The sequence below is a fragment of the Paraburkholderia sp. EG286A genome (assembly GCF_040965375.1).
Taxonomy (GTDB): Bacteria; Pseudomonadota; Gammaproteobacteria; order Burkholderiales; family Burkholderiaceae; genus Paraburkholderia.
In genome coordinates, this window is sequence record NZ_JBFRCB010000004.1 from 753,839 (window position 1) to 773,098 (window position 19,260).

The 19,260-nt window shown below is 64.1% G+C and carries 15 protein-coding genes; 7 read left to right on the plus strand and 8 right to left on the minus strand.

The features are described from left to right. Positions 1-196 precede the first annotated feature (196 nt). From phaC to AB4Y35_RS22360, 3 genes are all read right to left on the minus strand, one after another. A complete protein-coding gene (phaC, locus tag AB4Y35_RS22350; protein WP_368705960.1) occupies positions 197-1,882 on the minus strand; it encodes a class I poly(R)-hydroxyalkanoic acid synthase in 1,686 nt (561 codons plus the stop codon). Further along, entirely contained in the window at positions 1,879-2,367 is a 489-nt protein-coding gene (locus AB4Y35_RS22355; RefSeq protein ID WP_368687943.1) for a MaoC family dehydratase, read from the minus strand. The genes phaC and AB4Y35_RS22355 overlap by 4 nt, the downstream gene beginning before the upstream one ends. 277 nt (positions 2,368-2,644) lie before the next feature. After that, positions 2,645-3,322: a TetR/AcrR family transcriptional regulator gene (locus AB4Y35_RS22360; RefSeq protein ID WP_342921792.1), complete on the minus strand. Its 678-nt coding sequence runs from the start codon at positions 3,320-3,322 to the stop codon at positions 2,645-2,647. A gap of 387 nt (positions 3,323-3,709) precedes the next feature. Between AB4Y35_RS22360 and AB4Y35_RS22365 the strand changes: the two genes are divergently transcribed. The 5 genes from AB4Y35_RS22365 to hydA all read left to right on the plus strand — a co-directional run bounded on the left by AB4Y35_RS22365 (position 3,710) and on the right by hydA (position 10,910). Beyond that, positions 3,710-4,975, plus strand: a complete 1,266-nt coding sequence (locus tag AB4Y35_RS22365) for a Zn-dependent hydrolase (RefSeq protein WP_368705961.1) — start codon at positions 3,710-3,712, stop codon at positions 4,973-4,975. Positions 4,976-5,098: 123 nt separating this feature from the next. Then, on the plus strand, positions 5,099-6,493 hold the full coding sequence (locus tag AB4Y35_RS22370; protein ID WP_368705962.1) for an NAD(P)-dependent oxidoreductase: 1,395 nt from the start codon (positions 5,099-5,101) through the stop codon (positions 6,491-6,493). Between the two features lie 62 nt (positions 6,494-6,555). Next, complete coding sequence (preA, locus tag AB4Y35_RS22375; RefSeq protein WP_368705963.1) at positions 6,556-7,833, plus strand: NAD-dependent dihydropyrimidine dehydrogenase subunit PreA; 1,278 nt, start codon at positions 6,556-6,558, stop codon at positions 7,831-7,833. A gap of 54 nt (positions 7,834-7,887) precedes the next feature. After that, positions 7,888-9,390, plus strand: coding sequence for an NCS1 family nucleobase:cation symporter-1 (locus AB4Y35_RS22380; protein WP_368705964.1), 1,503 nt, complete (start codon positions 7,888-7,890; stop codon positions 9,388-9,390). Between the two features lie 44 nt (positions 9,391-9,434). Continuing rightward, complete coding sequence (gene hydA, locus AB4Y35_RS22385; RefSeq protein WP_368705965.1) at positions 9,435-10,910, plus strand: dihydropyrimidinase; 1,476 nt, start codon at positions 9,435-9,437, stop codon at positions 10,908-10,910. Between the two features lie 24 nt (positions 10,911-10,934). Here the strand turns inward: hydA and AB4Y35_RS22390 are convergent, their stop codons facing one another. The 4 genes from AB4Y35_RS22390 to AB4Y35_RS22405 form a co-directional block, all read right to left on the minus strand. Beyond that, the gene (locus AB4Y35_RS22390) at positions 10,935-11,906 is read right to left on the minus strand and encodes a lipase family protein (protein WP_368705966.1); all 972 of its coding nucleotides are present in this window, start codon (positions 11,904-11,906) and stop codon (positions 10,935-10,937) included. A gap of 68 nt (positions 11,907-11,974) precedes the next feature. Beyond that, entirely contained in the window at positions 11,975-12,754 is a 780-nt protein-coding gene (locus tag AB4Y35_RS22395; RefSeq protein WP_368705967.1) for a phosphoribosyltransferase, read from the minus strand. A 174-nt stretch (positions 12,755-12,928) separates the two neighbouring features. Then, positions 12,929-14,044 (minus strand): patatin-like phospholipase family protein, encoded by a 1,116-nt coding sequence (locus AB4Y35_RS22400; RefSeq protein ID WP_368705968.1) that lies wholly within the window; start codon positions 14,042-14,044, stop codon positions 12,929-12,931. Positions 14,045-14,119: 75 nt separating this feature from the next. Continuing rightward, the gene (locus tag AB4Y35_RS22405) at positions 14,120-14,683 is read right to left on the minus strand and encodes a TetR/AcrR family transcriptional regulator (protein ID WP_368705969.1); all 564 of its coding nucleotides are present in this window, start codon (positions 14,681-14,683) and stop codon (positions 14,120-14,122) included. A 61-nt stretch (positions 14,684-14,744) separates the two neighbouring features. Between AB4Y35_RS22405 and AB4Y35_RS22410 the strand changes: the two genes are divergently transcribed. Next, positions 14,745-15,197, plus strand: a complete 453-nt coding sequence (locus AB4Y35_RS22410; RefSeq protein WP_368687933.1) for a DUF4188 domain-containing protein — start codon at positions 14,745-14,747, stop codon at positions 15,195-15,197. Between the two features lie 13 nt (positions 15,198-15,210). Here the strand turns inward: AB4Y35_RS22410 and AB4Y35_RS22415 are convergent, their stop codons facing one another. Then, complete coding sequence (locus AB4Y35_RS22415) at positions 15,211-17,223, minus strand: esterase/lipase family protein (RefSeq protein WP_368705970.1); 2,013 nt, start codon at positions 17,221-17,223, stop codon at positions 15,211-15,213. Between the two features lie 274 nt (positions 17,224-17,497). Between AB4Y35_RS22415 and AB4Y35_RS22420 the strand changes: the two genes are divergently transcribed. Then, complete coding sequence (locus tag AB4Y35_RS22420; protein ID WP_368705971.1) at positions 17,498-19,114, plus strand: MFS transporter; 1,617 nt, start codon at positions 17,498-17,500, stop codon at positions 19,112-19,114. Positions 19,115-19,260 lie beyond the last annotated feature (146 nt).

The window sequence follows — 19,260 nt, forward strand, 5'->3', positions numbered from 1 at the left end:
GCCGCAAAGGGGAGGTCGTGCTCAGTGAGCACGTGTATCTGGAGTGTAGTCAGAAAATCGCGTTCGGCGTTTCAACCCGCTCATGGATTTATCAAGGATGCACAGCGAATGATTCAGTGCGCATCAGCGTGGATTGGGTCACTTGGAGGCAATCAGGAGCACGTAGCACGTGCCATGACTGCTCGTGCACGTGGACTCATTTCACCCGCGCCTTGACGTAACGGCCAGGCGCGGGCTCTATCGGCCGAAACTTCGTGCTTCCCAGCTTCGTGCGCGCCTTGACTTGACCACCCGCATGCGGCTGCAGCCACGCGATCCAGTGATTCCACCAGCTGCCCGAAGTCTGCTGCGCAGAAGCGAACCACTCATCAGCGTCGCTTCCAGGACTGCCGTTCGCGCCGCCGTCGACCCAATAACTCCGTTTGTTCTTTGTCGCCGGATTAATGACGCCGGCGATGTGTCCGCTCGCGCCGAGCACGAACTGGGCTTCGCCGCCAAGAAGGCGCGTGCTGTGCCACGCCGATTTCCACGGCACGATGTGATCCTCCTGGGTCGCCAGCACGTAGGCCGGCATGTCGACGCGGCCGAGGTCGACCGGCACGCCGCACATGGTGAGCTTGCCGGGCTCGCGCAGGTTGTTTTCGAGGTACATGTTGCGCAGGTACCAGGTGTACATGGGGCCGGGCAGATTGGTGCTGTCGGCGTTCCAGTAGAGCAGGTCGAACGCCGCGGGGCTCTTTCCCTTCAGATAGTGGTTGATCACATTTGGCCAGATCAGATCGTTGGCGCGCAGCATCTGGAACACGAAGCCGAGTTCGCGCCCCGGGTAGATGCCGCCGCTGCCTATCGAATGCTCACGCTGCAGCACGGTTTGCTCGTCGATGAACACGCCGAGATCGCCCGGATCGGTGAAGTCGAGCATGGTCGTCAGAAGCGTCAGGCTCGCAACCTTTTCTTCTTCGCGCGCGCGTATCACCGCGAGCGCCGAAGAGAGGATCGTGCCGCCCACACACCAGCCTACCGTGTTGACCTTGTCCGCGCCGGTAATCGCAAGCGCGACGTCGATGGCCTGCATCACGCCCGTTTCCAGATAGTCGTCCCATGTCGTATGCGCAGTTTCCGCATCGGGATTGCGCCATGACACCATGAAGACCGTTTGTCCCTGCTCGACGGCGAAGCGCACAAACGAGTTTTCAGGCTGAAGGTCGAGAATATAGAACTTGTTGATGCAAGGCGGCACGATCAGCAAGGGACGCTTCGCTACGTGCGTGCCGAGCGGGGCGTACTGGATCAGCTGAAACAGGGCGTTCTCGAAGACCACCGCGCCTTTGGACACGGCAACGTTGTGACCTACCTCGAAGGCGGCTTCGTCGGTGATCGTAATGGTGCCGCGCGCGAGGTCTCCAACCAGATTGGTCATGCCCGTACGAAGGCTGGCGCCGTTCGACTCGATGGCCATCCGGATCGCATCGGGATTGGTCGCGGCATAATTGGTGGGGCTCGCCGCATCGATGAACTGGCGCATGAAAAAGCGCAGCCTGTGCTTTTCGCTCTCGTTATAGCCGGTCGCGCCGACCATGTCTTCGAGCAGGCCCGCGTTGGCCAGATAGCTCTGCCTGAGCAGGTTGTACCAGGCGTTGCTGGTCCATTCGTCGGCCCGAAACCGCGGGTCGCGGGATGCCTGACCGGCTGCCGCCTGCGGGTTCAGCACGGTCGTCCACAGCGCCCACTGCTGTTCCCAGTAGCGAGTGCCGGCTTCATGCATGACAGCCGGCGCAACGGCTGCGCTCGCCGGAATACCGGCCAATGCGTTCAGGAAATCTTTTGCCGAGCGGGAAAAGCCGTGCGCGACCTCGTCGGGCATATTGAAGTGATTGCTCATGCCGGTTCCACTGCGGTATGCGTCGAAGCGTCTTCGCAACGTGCCTCGCTGGCGCGATCCGCGCGCGAAGTGGGCATGACGAGCGCGTCACCGTCGATGACAACCTTGCCCTGCACGGTGCAGATGGTGTCCAGCACGACCCGGCGCTTGCCCGGAATGAGTTCGCGGACCGTCACCGTGGCCTGCACGGTATCGCCCGGCCTCACCGGCGCCTTGAAGCGCAGGTTCTGCCCGAGATAGATCGTGCCGGGGCCCGGCAACCGGCCGGCGATGGCCGCGGAAATAATGCTTGCACTGAGCATGCCGTGCGCAATGCGTCCCTTGAAGGGCGTCTTGCGCGAGAACTCTTCATCGATGTGCACGGCATTGTTGTCGCCCGAGGCGCCGGCAAACAGCACGATATCCGCGTCGGTAATGGTCTTGGCGAAGCTCGCGCTCATCCCGGGTGCCAGGTCTTCGAAGTCGTATCCTGCAATGTCGTTCATACGTGATCCTAAGGAAATGGTGATCGCGTTCAGCCGTCTTGTTGATCCGTGCGGGGAAGACGATCACCTCGCCTAGCGAGGCGCAGCATGCTGGCGCGGCCCGACCGTCATAGCGTGATTCTTCACACGAAGCGTCGTCGGTACTGGGTTCATGGTTGAAATCGCACGATACGGCAAACGCGGATCTCGCATTTGCGATTGGACGCCACGGTTTTAGTATTCCGCGCCATCGTTTGCTTCGGAATGAGGCAGAAAAAGGGCGGCAATCGTGTTTCGCTCAATGCCCGGGCGAGCGCGCGCCGCTCGCGCGCAAAATCAGCCGCACCACTTCCTCGGTGCTCGCCTCGAAACCCGCCGATGAAAGCGCGCGCTTGCCCGAGAGCGCGCGTATTTGCGCCTCGAAATCGGCGTAGTGCTGCGTGGTCGCCCAGATCATGAAAAGCAGCGTTTTCGGATCGACGGGTGCGAGCAATCCCTCCGCAATCCAGCGATCGATCAGCTTCACGCGCGTTTCCATCCACGGCTTCACACGCTTGAGCAGGATGTCCTGCATATGCGTCGCGCCGCTGATGATCTCGTTCGCCCACACTTTCGACCCCAGCGGCCTGCGCCGCGAGAGTTCCATCTTCGCACGCACGTAACCGCCAATCGCCTCGACCGGATCGTCGCTCGCGTCGAAGGTGTTAGCCGCCGCGTTCCATTCCTCGAACAGATCGTCGAGCACGCGCCAGTAAAGCGCGAGCTTGGTCGGGAAGTAGTAGTGCAGATTGGCCTTCGGCAGGCCGGCGCGCTCCGCGATCAGCGCCGTGCTCGCGCCTTCGAAGCCGCGCTCGGCGAACACGGCCTCCGCGCAGGCGAGCAGATGCGCTTCGTTCGACTCGCGAATGGCGGCTTTGCGCCGACGCGGCTTGTGCGTTGCGTCAGCGGCATCCCGTTCGTGCGCCGTGCCTCGCATCGCGTGGTTCGCGGCTCGCGTGGTGGGTTCGTCGTCGCGCATGATGGTCGGTCCGTTCAGAAGGGAAGAGGCGGCGCACGGCTGCCGCGCCCATGTCGGCTTCATTGTAGTCACGATGTAAGCGCCTCGTGCATTCACCGCCCTCGGGGAAAACGCGCGGAGCGCGGGGGCGTTTTCGCGCACTGCAGCATCGATGGCACGCTTCTCGCTGGTAACACCGCATTGAATTCGTGAAGTTTATCGGCTACAACCTGTCCAATCGGACAGGATTCGCGGGCGAGGTTTCGGGAGTCGCGAAGCGCCATTCGAGCGTGCACCGCCATGGCTCTTCCCGCCCCAGAAGGTGGCACGAATGCACGTTTGACGAACACGGACAGGAGGACACGCATGAACGCAGTAAGCGAAGCCGCGCTGACGACCGCGATTCACGTGAACGGCCAGCGTTTGTGGGACAGCCTGATGGAGATGGCGAAGATCGGCGCCACGCCCAAGGGCGGGGTGTGCCGCCTCGCGCTCACGGACCTCGACAAGACAGGGCGCGATCTCATCGTGCAATGGGCGAAAGAGGCGGGCTGCACGGTGAGCGTCGACCAGATGGGCAACGTGTTCATGCGCCGCGCGGGGCGCAACAACGACCTGCCGCCGGTGATGACCGGCTCGCACGCCGATTCCCAGCCCACGGGCGGGCGCTTCGACGGCATCTATGGCGTGCTGGGCGGTCTCGAGGTAATCCGCTCGCTCAACGATCACGGCATTCAAACCGAGCGCCCCGTCGAAACCGTGATCTGGACCAACGAGGAAGGCTCGCGTTTCGCGCCGGCCATGGTCGCCTCGGGCGTGTTCGCGGGCGTCTTCACGCTCGACTACGGCCTCTCGCGCAAGGATGTCGACGGCAAGACCATTGGCGAGGAGTTGCAGCGCATCGGCTACGCGGGCGAACTGCCGTGTGGCGGCCGCAAGATTCACGCGGCGTTCGAACTGCATATCGAGCAGGGACCGATACTCGAAGCCGAACACAAGACCATCGGCGTCGTCACGGACGCGCAGGGCCAGCGCTGGTACGAAGTCGTGCTCACCGGACAGGAAGCGCACGCGGGCCCGACGCCCATGCCACGCCGCCGCGACGCGCTGCTGGGCGCCTCGCGTGTCGTGCAGCTCGTCAACGAAATCGGACTGCGCCATGCGCCGCTGGCCTGCGCGACGGTCGGCATGATGCAGGTGCATCCGAATTCGCGCAACGTGATTCCGGGCCGCGTGTTCTTTACCATCGATTTCCGCCATCCGCAGGACGACGTGCTCGCGCAGATGGACGCCGAGTTGCGCGAAGGTATTGCGAAGATTGCAGAGCAAGGCAAGCTCGAAACGCAGCTCGAGCAGATTTTCTATTACGCACCGGTGCCGTTCGACAAGGCCTGCGTGAACTCCGTGCGCGCGGCGGCAGAGCGCTTTGGCTACTCGAACCGCGAGATCGTTTCGGGCGCGGGCCACGACGCGTGCTATCTCGCGACGGTCGCGCCGACTTCGATGGTGTTCGTGCCGTGCATCGACGGCATCAGCCACAACGAGGTCGAGGACGCGACGATCGAATGGATCGAGGCGGGCGCGAACGTGCTGCTGCACGCCATGCTCGAACGCGCGAGCGAGCCCGGCTGACGCCTTTGACGCCAACGCAAGCGGCCTGAGAGCCGCGCTGTCTTTCACGCTTTCCCCACGTACCGGCTGCGCGCGTCGCGCACAGCCGGCGGACCCGTGTTTTGCCTCGCAAGGAGCATCCGGATGTCCCAGTCCAACTCGAATGCCGCCGACGGCATCGCGCCTGGCCGCCTCACGGCCGAACAGCTTGGCTGCAACTTTGCCGACGTCGCACCGCCACTGTCCGCCAATGCGGCCGTCATCGCCGCCGACCGCTGCCACTACTGTTACGACGCGCCGTGCGTCGCGGCTTGCCCGACCGGTATCGACATTCCGGGCTTTATCCGCAAGATCGGCAACGGCAATCTCAAGGGCGCGGCGCGCGACATCTTGAGCGCGAATCCGCTGGGCGGCACGTGCGCGCGCGTGTGCCCAACCGAAATTCTCTGCGAAGGCGCGTGTGTCCGGAATCATCAGGATGGCGAACCAGTTCGGATCGGCGCGCTGCAGCGCCATGCCACCGACTTTCAGATGGCGCGCGAAGCCGCCGGCGCGCCGGCGCTCTTCAAGCGCGCGAGCGAGACGGGACGGCGCGTGGCCGTGGTCGGGGCCGGACCGGCTGGACTCGCCTGCGCGCATACGCTGGCGCTCGCCGGGCATCGCGTGAGCGTGTTCGACGCGGGCGAGAAGCCGGGCGGGCTCAACGAATACGGCATCGCGGCGTACAAGGTCGTCGACGATTTTGCGCAGCGCGAGGTGCAATGGCTGCTTTCCGTCGGCGGGATCGAAATACGTCAGGGCCAGCGGCTTGGTCGTGACGTCACGCTTACGGAACTGCGAGCCGCCTATGACGCCGTGTTCGTCGGCGTGGGCCTCGGCGGCACGCAAGCGCTTTCCATTGAAGGCGAAGCGCTCGATGGCGTGCGCGATGCTGTCGAATTTATCGCGCGCCTGCGCGAAGCCGACGATCTTGCCACGCTGGCGGTGGGCCGCAAGGTGGTGGTGATCGGCGGCGGCAACACGGCCATCGATGCCGCCGTGCAAAGCCGCAAGCTGGGCGCCGAGCAGGTGACGCTTGCGTATCGCCGCGGCGCGGCGCAGATGAGCGCCACCTGGGCCGAACAGGAATTCGCACGGGCGCAGGGCGTGGTGCTGGTCGAATGGATGAAGCCGCTGCGTATTACCGGCGACACCTGCGTGCAGGCCGTGGAGTTCGAGCGCACCGCGCTCGATGCGGGCGGCGCGTTGCGCGGCACCGGCGAGATCGTGCGTGTGGAAGCCGACATGGTCCTGAAAGCCATTGGCCAAAAGCTCTTGCCCGAAGGCCTGGTTGGCCTCGACGCCCTGCAACTTACCGCGGGCGCCGCGCGCATTGCCGTGGATGCCGATGGTGCGACCTCCATCGAAGGCGTATTCGCCGGCGGCGACTGCGCAGCCCATGGCGCAACCGATCTCACCGTGCAGGCCGTGCAGGACGGCAAGCTCGCCGCGCGCGCGATCGACCGCTACCTCGCGAGTCAGTCCGCCAAAGCCGCTTGAGCCGCGCAACTCGATCCACGCGAGCAACACACCGAATCCAGACAATACGAAGGAGTCGCATCATGGCCGACCTGCACTGCACGATTGCCGGCATTGAATCGCCGAACCCGTTCTGGCTCGCCTCCGCGCCGCCCACCGACAAGGCCTACAACGTCAACCGCGCCTTCGAGGCGGGCTGGGGCGGCGTGGTCTGGAAAACACTCGGCCTCGACCCGCACGTGGTGAACGTGAGCTCGCGTTATGGCGCCACCACGTGGCGCGGCCAGCGCATGGCGGGGTTGAACAACATCGAGCTCATTACCGACCGCCCGCTCGACGTGAACCTCAAGGAAATCGCGCAGGTGAAGCGCGACTGGCCAGACCGGGCGCTCATCGTCTCGCTGATGGTGCCGTGCACCGAGCAGGACTGGAAGTGGATCCTGCCGCAGGTGGAAGATACCGGCGCCGATGCGGTGGAGCTCAACTTCGGCTGCCCGCATGGCATGAGCGAGCGCGGCATGGGCGCGGCCGTGGGGCAGGTGCCCGAATACATCGAAATGGTCACACGCTGGGTGAAGGAGGGCACGCGCCTGCCTTGCCTCGTGAAACTCACGCCCAATGTGACCGACATACGCCACGGCGCGCGCGCGGCGATGAAGGGCGGCGCGGACGGCGTCTCGCTCATCAATACGATCAACTCGATCGTGGGCGTCGATCTCGACGTGATGGCGCCGCTGCCGACCGTCGATGGAAAAGGCACGCACGGCGGCTACTGCGGCCCCGCAGCGAAGCCCATTGCGCTGCACATGGTCGCGGAAATCGCGCGCGACCCGCAAACGCACGGCTTGCCCATCTCCGGCATCGGCGGCATTTCCGACTGGCGTGACGCCGCCGAATTCATCGTGCTGGGCGCGGGAAGCGTGCAGGTTTGCACCGCCGCGATGCACTACGGATTCCGAATCGTCAGCGACATGATCGACGGCCTCTCGAACTGGATGGACGACAAGGGCTACGCGAATCTCGACGCCATTCGCGGCCGCGCCGTGCCCAACGTCACCGACTGGCAGTACCTGAACCTCAACTACGACATCAAGGCGCGCATCGATCAGGACCGCTGCATCCAGTGCGGGCTTTGTCATATCGCCTGCGAGGACACCTCCCATCAAGCCATCACCGCTACGCGCGACGGCAAGCGTTACTTCGAGGTGGTCGACGCCAACTGCGTCGGGTGCAATTTATGCATGCATGTCTGCCCGGTCGACCAATGCATCACGATGGAGCGCGTCGACTCGGGCCGCTACGCGAACTGGACCACGCATCCCAACAACCCGGCGCGCGTGGCCGATCCGAAAGCCGCCTGACGCATCGAAACAGAACCGAACCAGACCAACGACAAGTCACGGAGAACTGCAACCATGAGTCAGCCATTGACAGGCGACGCCAGCGCGCGCCGCGCCGAAAGCGAGCTATACAACGACGATCTCGCGCCCACCGGCGCAGCGCAGCGCACGTGGCGCTGGTATCACTTCGGGGCGCTCTGGGTGGGCATGGTGATGAACATCGCCTCGTACATGCTCGCGGCCGGGCTCACCGAGCAGGGCATGTCGCCGTGGCAGTCCGTGCTCACGGTGCTGCTCGGCAATCTCATCGTGCTCGTGCCGATGCTGCTGATCGGCCACGCCGGCACGAAATACGGCATTCCCTACGCGGTGCTGGTGCGTTCCTCGTTCGGCACGCAGGGCGCGAAGCTGCCCGCCATGCTGCGCGCCATCGTGGCGTGCGGCTGGTACGGCATCCAGTCCTGGCTTGGCGGCAGCGCCATCTATACGCTCGCCAATATCCTCACGCACAACGCGCTGGTGGGCGACGCGCTGCCGTTTCTCGGCATCTCGATCGGCCAGGGCGCGTGCTTCCTCGTGTTCTGGGTGCTGCAGCTCTACTTCATCCTGCACGGCACTGACTCGATCCGCTGGCTCGAGAGCTGGTCCGCGCCGATCAAGGTCGTGATGTGCGTGGTGCTCGTGTGGTGGGCCTGTTCGAAGGCGGGCGGCGTGGGTTCGATGCTCTCGCAGCCTTCCCAGTTTGCCGCTGGCGGCAAGAAGGCGGGGCTCTTCTGGGCGACGTTCTGGCCGAGCCTCACGGCCATGGTGGGCTTCTGGGCCACGCTCGCGCTGAATATTCCCGACTTCACGCGCTTCGCGAAAACGCAGAAGGACCAGTTCGTGGGGCAGGCCATCGGCCTGCCAATTCCGATGGCGCTGCTTTCGGTGGTCTCGGTCGTCGTGACGTCGGCCACGGTGGTGATCTACGGCAAGGCGATCTGGGACCCCATCGATCTCACGAGCCGCATGGAAGGCGTGGGCGTGGGCATCGCGCTCGTCATCCTCACGCTCGACACGATGTGCTGCAATCTCGCTGCCAATCTCGTCGGCCCGGCCTACGATTTTTCGAGCCTCTGGCCCAAGGCCATTTCGTACAAGGCTGGTGGGCTCATTACCGCGGGTATCGCCATCGTGATGATGCCGTGGAAGATTCTCGCCACCACGCAGGGCTACATTTTCACCTGGCTCGTCGGCTATTCGGCGCTGCTCGGACCCGTGGCGGGGATTCTCATCGTCGATTACTTCCTCGTTCGCGGCACGCGCCTCGATACGGCTCAGCTATTCGAGGAGAACGGCGAATATGCCTACTCGAACGGCTGGAACCCGGCGGCCGTGATCGCGCTGGTGCTGGGCGTGCTGCCCAATCTGCCGGGCTTTCTCAACACCGCGTTCCCGAATGTGTTTACCTCCGTGCCCGACGCGTTCAAGAGCATCTACACCTATGCGTGGTTCGTGGGGCTCGCGATTGCGGCGCTCGTCTATGGCGTCATGATGAAGCTCGGCAAGAGCCGGCGCCCGAGCGTGGCAAGTGCGTGAGTCGTGGCAGCGCGAATTCGTTCAACTGAAGGAGACTTGGCATCATGGCGATCCTGATTCGAGGCGGCACCGTCGTCAATGCGGACAAGAGCTGGCGCGCGGACGTGCTCTGCGAAAGCGGCATGATCCAGGCCGTGGGCGAAAACCTCGACGCGCCCGCGGGCGCGACCGTGGTCGACGCGGGCGGCCAGTATGTGATGCCGGGTGGCATCGACCCGCATACGCACATGGAGCTGCCGTTCATGGGCACGACGGCGAGCGACGACTTCTACACGGGCACGGCGGCGGGCCTGGCGGGCGGCACGACGTCGATCATCGATTTCGTGATTCCGAACCCGAAGCAGCCGCTGATGGACGCGTTTCGCGAGTGGCGCGGCTGGGCCGAAAAAGCCGCCGCCGACTATGGCTTCCACGTGGCGGTCACGTGGTGGGACGACAGCGTGCATCGCGACATGGGCCTGCTCGTGAACGAACACGGCGTGTCGAGCTTCAAGCACTTCATGGCGTACAAGAACGCCATCATGGCCGACGACGAGATTCTCGTGAACAGCTTCGCGCGTTCGCTCGAACTGGGCGCGCTGCCCACCGTGCATGCTGAAAACGGCGAACTCGTCTTCCAGTTGCAGCGCCAGTTGCTTGCGCGCGGCTTCACGGGGCCCGAGGCGCATCCGCTTTCGAGGCCGCCCGAAGTCGAAGGCGAGGCCGCGAACCGCGCCATTCGCATTGCGCAGGTGCTGGGCGTGCCGGTGTACATCGTGCATGTCTCGGCGAAAGACGCGCTCGAAGCCATCGCCCGCGCGCGCAGCGAAGGGCAACGCGTGTTCGGCGAGGTGCTCGCCGGCCATCTGGTGATCGACGAGTCCGTGTATCGCGACCCGGACTGGACGCGCGCCGCCGCCCATGTGATGAGCCCGCCGTTCCGCACGAAAGAGCATCGCGACGCGCTTTGGCGCGGGCTGCAAGGGGGGCTGCTGCACACCACGGCGACCGACCACTGCGTGTTCTGTGCATCGCAGAAGGCAATGGGCCGCAACGATTTCACGAGGATTCCGAACGGATGCGGCGGCGTGGAGGATCGCATGGCCGTGCTGTGGGACCAGGGCGTGAATACGGGCCGGCTCACGCCGAACGAGTTCGTGCGGGTGACCTCCACGAACGCCGCGCAGATCTTCAACCTGTATCCGCGCAAGGGCACGGTGGCTGCCGGCGCCGACGCCGATCTCGTCGTTTGGGATCCGCAGGCTACGCGCACGATCTCGGTGAAGACGCATCATCAAAACGTCGACTTCAACGTCTTCGAAGGCATGACGGTGCGCGGCGTGCCCACGCATACGGTCTCGCAAGGCGAACTCGTGTGGGCGAACGGCGATCTGCGGGCGCGGCGCGGTGCCGGGCGGTATCTGAAGCGGCCTGCGAATCCCGGCTATCTGCAGGCATCGCGGCTCGCGAAGAGCCTGAAGGAGACGCAGCCCGTGCATCGCGAGGGAGACGCGGCTAATCAGGCGAAAGGGCTCGGTTAGTCTGATTGACGGCGACGTGTCGTTTCACGGAACCAGACTTCTCACGTAGTTGATGGGTGCGTGATCCGCGAGGTCACGCACCATGACGTCACCGATGCGCCAGGCGTATTGGAGCAGATAGGCCTCCCGGGCGGCGGCGCGGTCTGCCTGCACGAATGCGTCGTCCGCATGCGGTGCCAGTTTGCCTTCGCGCGTGATGTAGTTCGACGCTCCCGCGTGAACGTATCCGCCAATGGGCGGTGGCAAATCGGTGACGAGATCGCAGCAGTCGACATAGCGCCTGATGCCGACAGGGGCAAGCGTGGCGACGAACGCCGCGTCGCCTACGCGTGGCGAACCGAACGTCACGAGGGCGTTTGGCTTGCATAGGCTGCCAAAGAGCGTCGCGATGGCCGCACCGAGGCTATGGCCTGTCAAGATGAGTTGTTTTCTCGTCGGCGCGGTCTCGTTCAACCAGTTGCCGACTGCTTCGTGCAAGCCGCGGGCGGCACGTGCAAATCCAGCATGAACCTGGCCGGCGCTTTCGGTCCAGGCGGTCAAGCTGCCTTCGAGGTCGATTGCGATATCGGCGAGCGATTGCGGTTCCGTTCCCCGGAAGGCGAGGACGGCGAGGCCATCGGAGCGCCTCACTGCGCCGAAGCCGTGCGTGTCGTCGTCGGCATTGTTGAAGGGAACCGCGCCTTCGAAACCCACCAGCGCGAGCGCCTGTTCGAGCCGCTGGAATTCAGCGCCGCCATTCTCGTAGCGTATGTAGGCAAGCCGCGCGAACTCCGCGCACAGTCCGTCGATATCGTAGTCGCCACCCGCAGTGAATACCGTCGGCCTGAGTTGCGGTGAGTTGAGCGCGTCGCGCGATGGGTCGTAGGGGACAGGCATTTTCACCTCCATCTTCACGTACTGTATCGCGAACCAGTCTCTCATCGAGAACACGAGGTATTGAAGGTCGTCCTTCAAGCCGTTCGGCACGAGATAGTCGCAGTGCGCCGATGTACGCACAAGCTTCCGTTTGCTTACAACGTGCCTGGTACCCGTACTCGCCGAGGTGCCGAGTGCAGAGTCAATCGCTAATCCAAAGCGCTGATCCTGTATCGCTTGTTGTTGATCGATTTATATATGATGGAAAACGGAAATGCTTTAAGCAAGACTTCTATCAGAGATTCGTTGTTGCAATAAATCTCCTCTGGTCCAACGGATTCGATGGTCTTCAAGAGCGAGTGGTGATCGCCCGCGAATTCCAGGCGGCAATCCACCTTCCATTCCCGTTTCAGGTTCAACGGATAGGCGGAATCGTCGATGGCCAATGTCTTCTTATAGCCTTGATCTTCCAGCAGCGCCGCTTCCGCCTTCACGAAATCATCGAGGCACTGACGGCTGGTGACATACCGCTCCCATGGCAATACTGCGCGCACCGAAGAACAGTCTTTGTAGTGGTCCGCCGCCGTTCTGCTATCGACGTGGTGCACCAGTGTCAGCACTCTGATCAAAGACGCGTCCTTAACAAACGAAAGCAGATACTCGTAGCAGTTGGCCAGCGTATATCCAACGCCGGCAACATCGTCCACCAGCAGGATTCTCTTGCCCTCCTTGACGCAGGCATCGACAAGATCAAACACTTTCTCGTTGCTGATTTCAGCCTTGGCTTCCCGACGATCGTAGCGTACGAAGTCGACGGGCAGGCCCAACATCTGCGAAAGCATCAGGGCCGGTATGGCGCCTCCGCGCATGATGCCGAGTATCAAACCGATGTTTTCCTGAACCAGCTGCTCTCTTTTGGACAGGCAAAACGTTTCTATGTCGTCGTAGCCATAGAAGTAGACAGGAAGGCGGGCAAATTCTGTGTTCACCTGGTTTCGCTCCATTCACCTATAGCGATAGCGGCAACGCAAGCCCTCGCGCTGCATTGCGGTTTCGACGTCGATATATTCGAACGGCATTGATCTGCTCCCTCGAGGCGAGCAGGGCCAGCGCACTCGCCCCGCCCAGCCGATCCAGGTCCGAATGTTACGCCACGCGCGTTTTTACGTGTGTGATCCGCTGACCTGCTTGAGCGTCGGATCGAGCAGCGCATCCTTGACGTCGAGCGAAGACGCCTGCCCGAGATTCCCATAGTTTTTTTTGAGCCACCCGTCCGCCACCTCGCGTCCACGATCGAACAGCGTTTTGAGCAGCGACCAGGACGTGCTGCTCTTGGAGACGAAGCCGAACTGCGCGAGAAAAGCGTCGTCGCGAATCAGGTGAAACCGGACGGTCTTGAAGCGGCTTTGGCTCGCGGCTTCCTCGCCCACCGAATCGAGCACGCGGTTGACCGCTTCGATCGCGTTGATCTCCAGCACGACGGAAGCGTTGAAACCGATTTCGTTGAGCCGGTCCAGAATGCCGCGCGCATTTTTCGGCGGCATGTCGTGGCGCACGAACGGATTCACGAGGATCAGGATCAGGTCCTGGGCATGGGCGATCAACGGCGCCAAAGGCGGATTGCCGAGATAGCCACCATCCCAGTACGGCACGCCGTGGAGGTTCACGGTGCGGAATTCGCCTGGCAGGCACGCGGAAGCGCGCAGCACGTCGATGGAAATTTCAGGCTGCGTAAAGATGGTGCGTTCGTTAGTGCGTACGTTGGTCGCGCAAATGAAAAGCTGCGGGCTCCCGCTCTGCGCGTTGAGCGTAGAGAAATCGGTTTCCGCGAGCGCGGCGCGGATCACCGGGCCGAGCGGATCGCGATAGAACGGATTGTTGTAAGGCGAAGCGACGAGTCCCACGATCTCCGAGAAGATGGCGCCAGGACTCCAGTCGATATTCCAGCCGCCGAACGGCCCCGGCTCGGAAAAGCCGAAGAGCGCATTGCCGGCCTGCTCCCCGGCGTGCGACACCGCTTCCCAGAAGGTGCGCAGTTTCTCGCGCGCTTTCGCGGCTCCCCCGCTGGCCAGGCCCGCCGCGCAGAGCGTCGCGTTGATTCCGCCCGCGCTCGCGCCGCTGATCGCCTCGACACTGAACGGCGTGCCCTGCGATGTCGATTCCAGCAGTCGATCGAGCACGCCCCACGTAAAAGCGCCGTGTGAGCCGCCGCCTTGCAGGGCAAGCGCGACCTTGGGGCCGGACTGCGGCCCGCCGCTCGTGGATTCCTCTGTCGCCATGGCTCCTCTCTCGTCGTCATCGCGTTGCCGGCAATCGTACGCGCGAGAGGGAATGCGCGTGCTGCGAATGCCGCCTCAGGAACCGGTGAGCGAGGGCGGCGCGGCCTTGAGCGCGTGGGTGATCAGCGCGATCGCCGCACGCTCACCGGCCGGATCGGCCGGAATTCTTCCGTCGAGCGCCAGCGTGGCCAGACCGTGAACCAGCCCCCAGCAGGCGAGCACCCCCGCCTCGACGCAATGCGGCGCCAGCGCCGCCACGTTGCGCGCCATCAGCGTATAAGCGCCCCGGCAATCCTCATGGGGCAGGGCGAGTCCTGCGCCGTCCGCGAACATGAGCCGGAACAGGGCCGGATGCGCGCGGGCGAAGCCAACGTAGGCCACGCCCTGCGCCTCGAGCGCTGCGCGCGCGTCGGCCGCCTCGTTGGCGCGCGCGGCGCCTGCTTCCAGCATGGCAAAGCCCTTGAGCGCGACGGCGCCCATCAGCGCCGCCTTGTCCTCGAAATGGCGATAGGGCGCCATCGCCGAAACGCCAGCCGCCCGCGCCACCGCTCGCAGGCTGACGTCGCTTTCGCCCTGTTCGAGCAAGGCCAGCGCGCAATCGACCAGACGGTCACGGAGGGTCAAATTCGAATCGCTCATTCGTTGTTTACACTGTAATCATTCAGGACTATGCTTACAGCGTAAACAACCGGGAGCCATCATGCAAGCCACCGTCACCCGAAAGTCCGTCGACCTCAGCGCCTATCCGAATCTTGTGGTCATCCTCCTGGGTTTCCGCGTACGCCGGCTGCGGGGGCTCGCGACCTTGTTCGGCATCGGCAAAGGCTTGCGGCAAATCGAGTCGAATCCGCCGGAGGGATTGCTCTCCAGCGAGCAGTTCCTGTTCGCCCTCAATCATGTCGGCATTCGCCAGTATTGGCGCGACCTCGAAAGCCTCGAAGCGTTTACCCGCAGCGCGCCGCATTCGCGCTGGTGGGGCGAGTTCCTGCGCGACAGCGGCGGCGCGGGCTTCTGGCATGAGAGCTATAGCCGGCAGGGAATGGAAGCGGTGTATATCGACATGCCCGCCCCCGTGGGCTTCGATCGCTTCGCGCCGGCACGCCAGCCGACGGGACCTTTTATGACCGCGCGAAAGCGCATGGCGGCGGACTAGACCAGGGCGCCGTTCACTGCGTCTCATGTACCGCCGCGGGCCTGCCGCAAGCGCCTTCGTGTGCGCCCTGGTTATCGAACACCTCGATATCCTCGTGCAGAATGCGCCGGATTTCGAAAATCGCCTCGGGTGTTTCCTGAACGCTGTGTCCCGCAACGATCACCTTTTCGGAGAGCGCGCCGTCGAGGTGCGCGCTGCGATAGGGGACGACCCCGTCATCGGAATCTTCGAGCGGGCCTGTCTCGCGGCGGCGCGCAATGATCGAGTGAAAGCACACATCGGGGCTGATCGGCAGGCGTGAGATCGACTGGATGATCGGATCGGTCTCCCGCAACTGCTCGATGCTGTTGGGAACCATGATGGTCTTTCCCGCCCGCTGGGTGCTATCCGCGTTGGTGGCGCTCTGCAGCATCTCGTCGATTTCCTTGAGCAGCGCAAGCGGCAAGCGTACCAGGTTCGCGACCCAGCGAGAGAGGCGATTGCTCGCGAACGGCGTGCCGCGGTGTGGCGTGGCGATGAAGATCGCGCGCTCGACCTGTGGCATCGGCGTAAAACGCAGCAGACGATCGAGCCGCTCATCCTCGCGCACGATGTCGACCCCTTCGGGCAGGTACTTGTTCTGGATGGTTACCCACAGAACATCGTCGGAGGACGACACGAGCAAGCGCGCGAGCACGCCGCCCATGCTGTGTCCGATCAGCACCATGCCGTTCGAAGCGGGCAGCTTGCCTGCGGGATCGAAATGCGCGAGGGTCAGTTGCACCGCCTGCCGTATTCTCGCGAGGTTGATGAGAATGGGCACGTTGGTCGGGTAATAGACCTGCCAGACCTGGAAGTGCTGGCGCAGCATTTCGTCACCCTGAATGTCGTTGGCGACGTTGACCCATGCCTCGGGGCTGCTGGCCAGGCCGTGCAGCATCAGAACGATGCGCCGGTCCGGATCGAACGGTTGCATCATGTAAATGCGTGGACGATCGATGCCCCTCGTGCGGCCGAGCAGCGAACGCAAGGACTGCCTGGCAAAGCCGGAGCGGGCAAGCCAGATGCCGTAGCCCGCACTGAAGTTGGCCGCGAGCGGCACGGTCTCGCCATTGATCTCCACGCTCTCTACGCGAAACGGATCGTAGGCGGAGAACACTACGTCGTGCGAAGCGAGCAGCTGCTCGAGCGTGCCATTGCCAAACAGCAGCAGTGCGGTGACGTTCGGCGAAGGCATTTCATTGAACGGACGCGAGCCGGGTGCGAACCAGAAGGTTGCGCCTGCGTTCGCGTTCGCATCGTCTTCAGCCGTTGTCGTTGCGCTGTGAGTCGTAGCGCTATTTGCGCCGGGCTGGGCGGGCTGTGTGACCGCAACCAGATCCGCACCGAGGCCGTCACGGCGATAGGTACTGTGGAGTCCCGCGAACGACAGTCCCGAGGCGGGAATGACTTCGCTGAGTTCGCGCACGCCCTCGGGCAGCCGGACCTCCCTCAGGTCGATATGAATGGTCCAGCCTGCGATGAACTGATTTGCCGGATCGCGATGGCCGGTGGTCGTTTCAGCGGTGCCGCGCAGAAACAGCGCGCCGGCCAGCTCCTGGACCGCATAGTTGTAGTAGTCGCGAACCTGCGTCTGGCGGTCCTCGAAGGCCCGTTCGCCAGCCGTGCGCTGGCCGAGGAACAGAAACGCGTACGCGTATCGCGCTGTCTTGAGCCACGAATCGAATTGCGCGTCGGTCCAGGGGGTGCCGGCAGGCGGCGTTTGCTCGAGCGCCATCTGGAGCGATAACTCGGCGAGGCAGGCAAGGCGCTGTCCGGTACTGAGTCCGCCGACGGTTGCGATCGTATCGATACACGCTTGCGGCGCGCTCTGGCACGAACTTTCGTCGAGGGCCGCGACCCGCAAGGTGGCCTGTGTCGCCGCGCTCAACTGGCCGGTCGAGAGAATATCTCCGCGACGCATGGCAAAGTACTGCTGCGGGCCGAGCGAGTTCACGCGCACCATCGCGCAGCCGCAGAGCAGCGCGGCAGCGAGGAGGGCCGACACATTGGCCAACACATGGGCTAACGGCGGGCAACGCGGCATGCGTGATGGGTAAGGGCGCGTCATGAAGGATCCAGGCCATTCGCGCGGTCACGCACGAGCGTGTGGCGAAATGGGGGACGGCGCAGCGCGGTGGCCGGCAGACCGATGTATACCAGCCTGATCTGGATCGCGTCCGCACGGTGATCCGCGGCCGGCGCCTATGCGCTCTCCCGGGTTGACTCGCGCCGCTGGCATCAACAGACTCTAGTCATCATCGATCCAGACGGGAGCGAACTTGGCCAACCCGGATCTTGTTGAAAGCGGGCCGAAGGGCGCGCATGTCGTCGCTGCGCAGGCGAGCCCGTGCGACGAGCTCGTGATCCGCACGCAGCCCACCTCAGTCGACCGTCCGTGCCGGCGCAAGCGTCTCGCGCTCGCGGCGACGATCCTGGGGTCGAGCATGGCGTTCATCGACGGCTCGGTCGTCAACGTCGCACTGCCGTCCATTCAGAGCGAACTCGGTGCGAGCGTCGCGGCGATGCAATGGGTCGTCAACGCGTATCTGCTGTTTCTCGGCTCGCTCGTGCTGGTCGGCGGGTCGATGGGGGACAAGCTTGGCCGCCGCACGGTGTTCATCGCGGGCATCGCGCTGTTTACGCTGGCGTCGGCGGCTTGCGGCCTCGCGCCGAATGCGGCTGCGCTGATCGCCGCGCGCGCGGTTCAAGGCATCGGCGCGGCGCTGCTCGTACCCAGCAGCCTCGCGATCATCGGCGCGGTGTTCGACGACGCAGCGCGTGGGCGGGCGATCGGCACCTGGGCGGGCGTTGGCGCGATCACGTCGGCGGTGGGGCCCGTGGCGGGCGGCTGGCTCGTCGATGCATTTTCCTGGCGCGCGATCTTCTTCCTCAACGTCCCGCTCGCCGCGCTCACGATCGCGCTCGCCATCTCATCGGTGCCCAACAGCCACAGGCTCGATGCGCCCGGGCAACTCGACTGGCCCGGCGCGCTGGCCGCGGCGGCAGGACTCGCCAGTCTGACTTTCGGGCTGACCCAGGCGTCGGCGCGAGGCTTCCAGCATCCGTTCGTGCTGGTTGCAATCGGCGCCGGCGTGCTCGTGCTCGCCGCGTTCGTGATGATCGAAGCGCGCAGCGCCAATCCCATGATGCCGCTCGATGTGTTCCGTTCGCGCGACTTCACCGGCGCGAATCTCGTCACACTGCTGCTTTACTTCGGGCTCGGCGGCGCGTTCTTCTTCCTGCCGTTCACGCTGATCCGCGCGCATGGTTTTACCGCGACCGAAGCCGGCGCGGCGCTGTTGCCGGTGCCCGTCATCATCGGTTTGCTGTCGCGCTTCACCGGTGGACTGACGAGCCGCTTTGGCTCGCGCGCGCTGCTGACCGTTGGCCCGGGCGTCGCCGGACTCGGGTTCACGCTATTGGCGTTGCCGTTCGTGCGCGGCAGCTACTGGAGCGGATTCTTCCCGGCGCTCGCGGTGCTCGGCCTCGGCATGACGATCACCGTCGCGCCGCTCACCACGACCGTGATGGGCGCGGTGTCGAGCGAGCGCACCGGCATCGCGTCCGGCATCAACAACGCCGTTGCGCGCGTGGCGAGCCTGCTGGCGGTGGCGGTGCTCGGCATTGTGTTCGTGTGGTCGCATCACGCAGCGCTGGCGGCGCGCCTCGACGCATTGCGCGTGCCGGTGGACGCACGCCAGATCGGGCAGCTGCTGGAGCCGGACGCGCAAGGCGGGCTCGCACCGGACGGCGCCGGCACGTCGCACGCAAGGCTGGTGGCGCGTGCGGAAGCGGACGCCATGCTCGACGCGCTGCGTGCCGTCGCCATGGTGTCCGCCGCGTGCGCGTTCGCTGGAGCGGCTATTGCGGCGGCAGCCATCCAGCCGCGGAAATGAATTGCAAACGTTTGCATTTGAGCTAATTCGCGGAAATGGTGCTTCGGCGTGAATCATTGGCGAATCCAGGCGAATTTATAAATGCGTGGCGATATTGTCAGGTCGATTTGAAACCGGCCGAATTCGTGTTTCGTATTCGGGAAGCA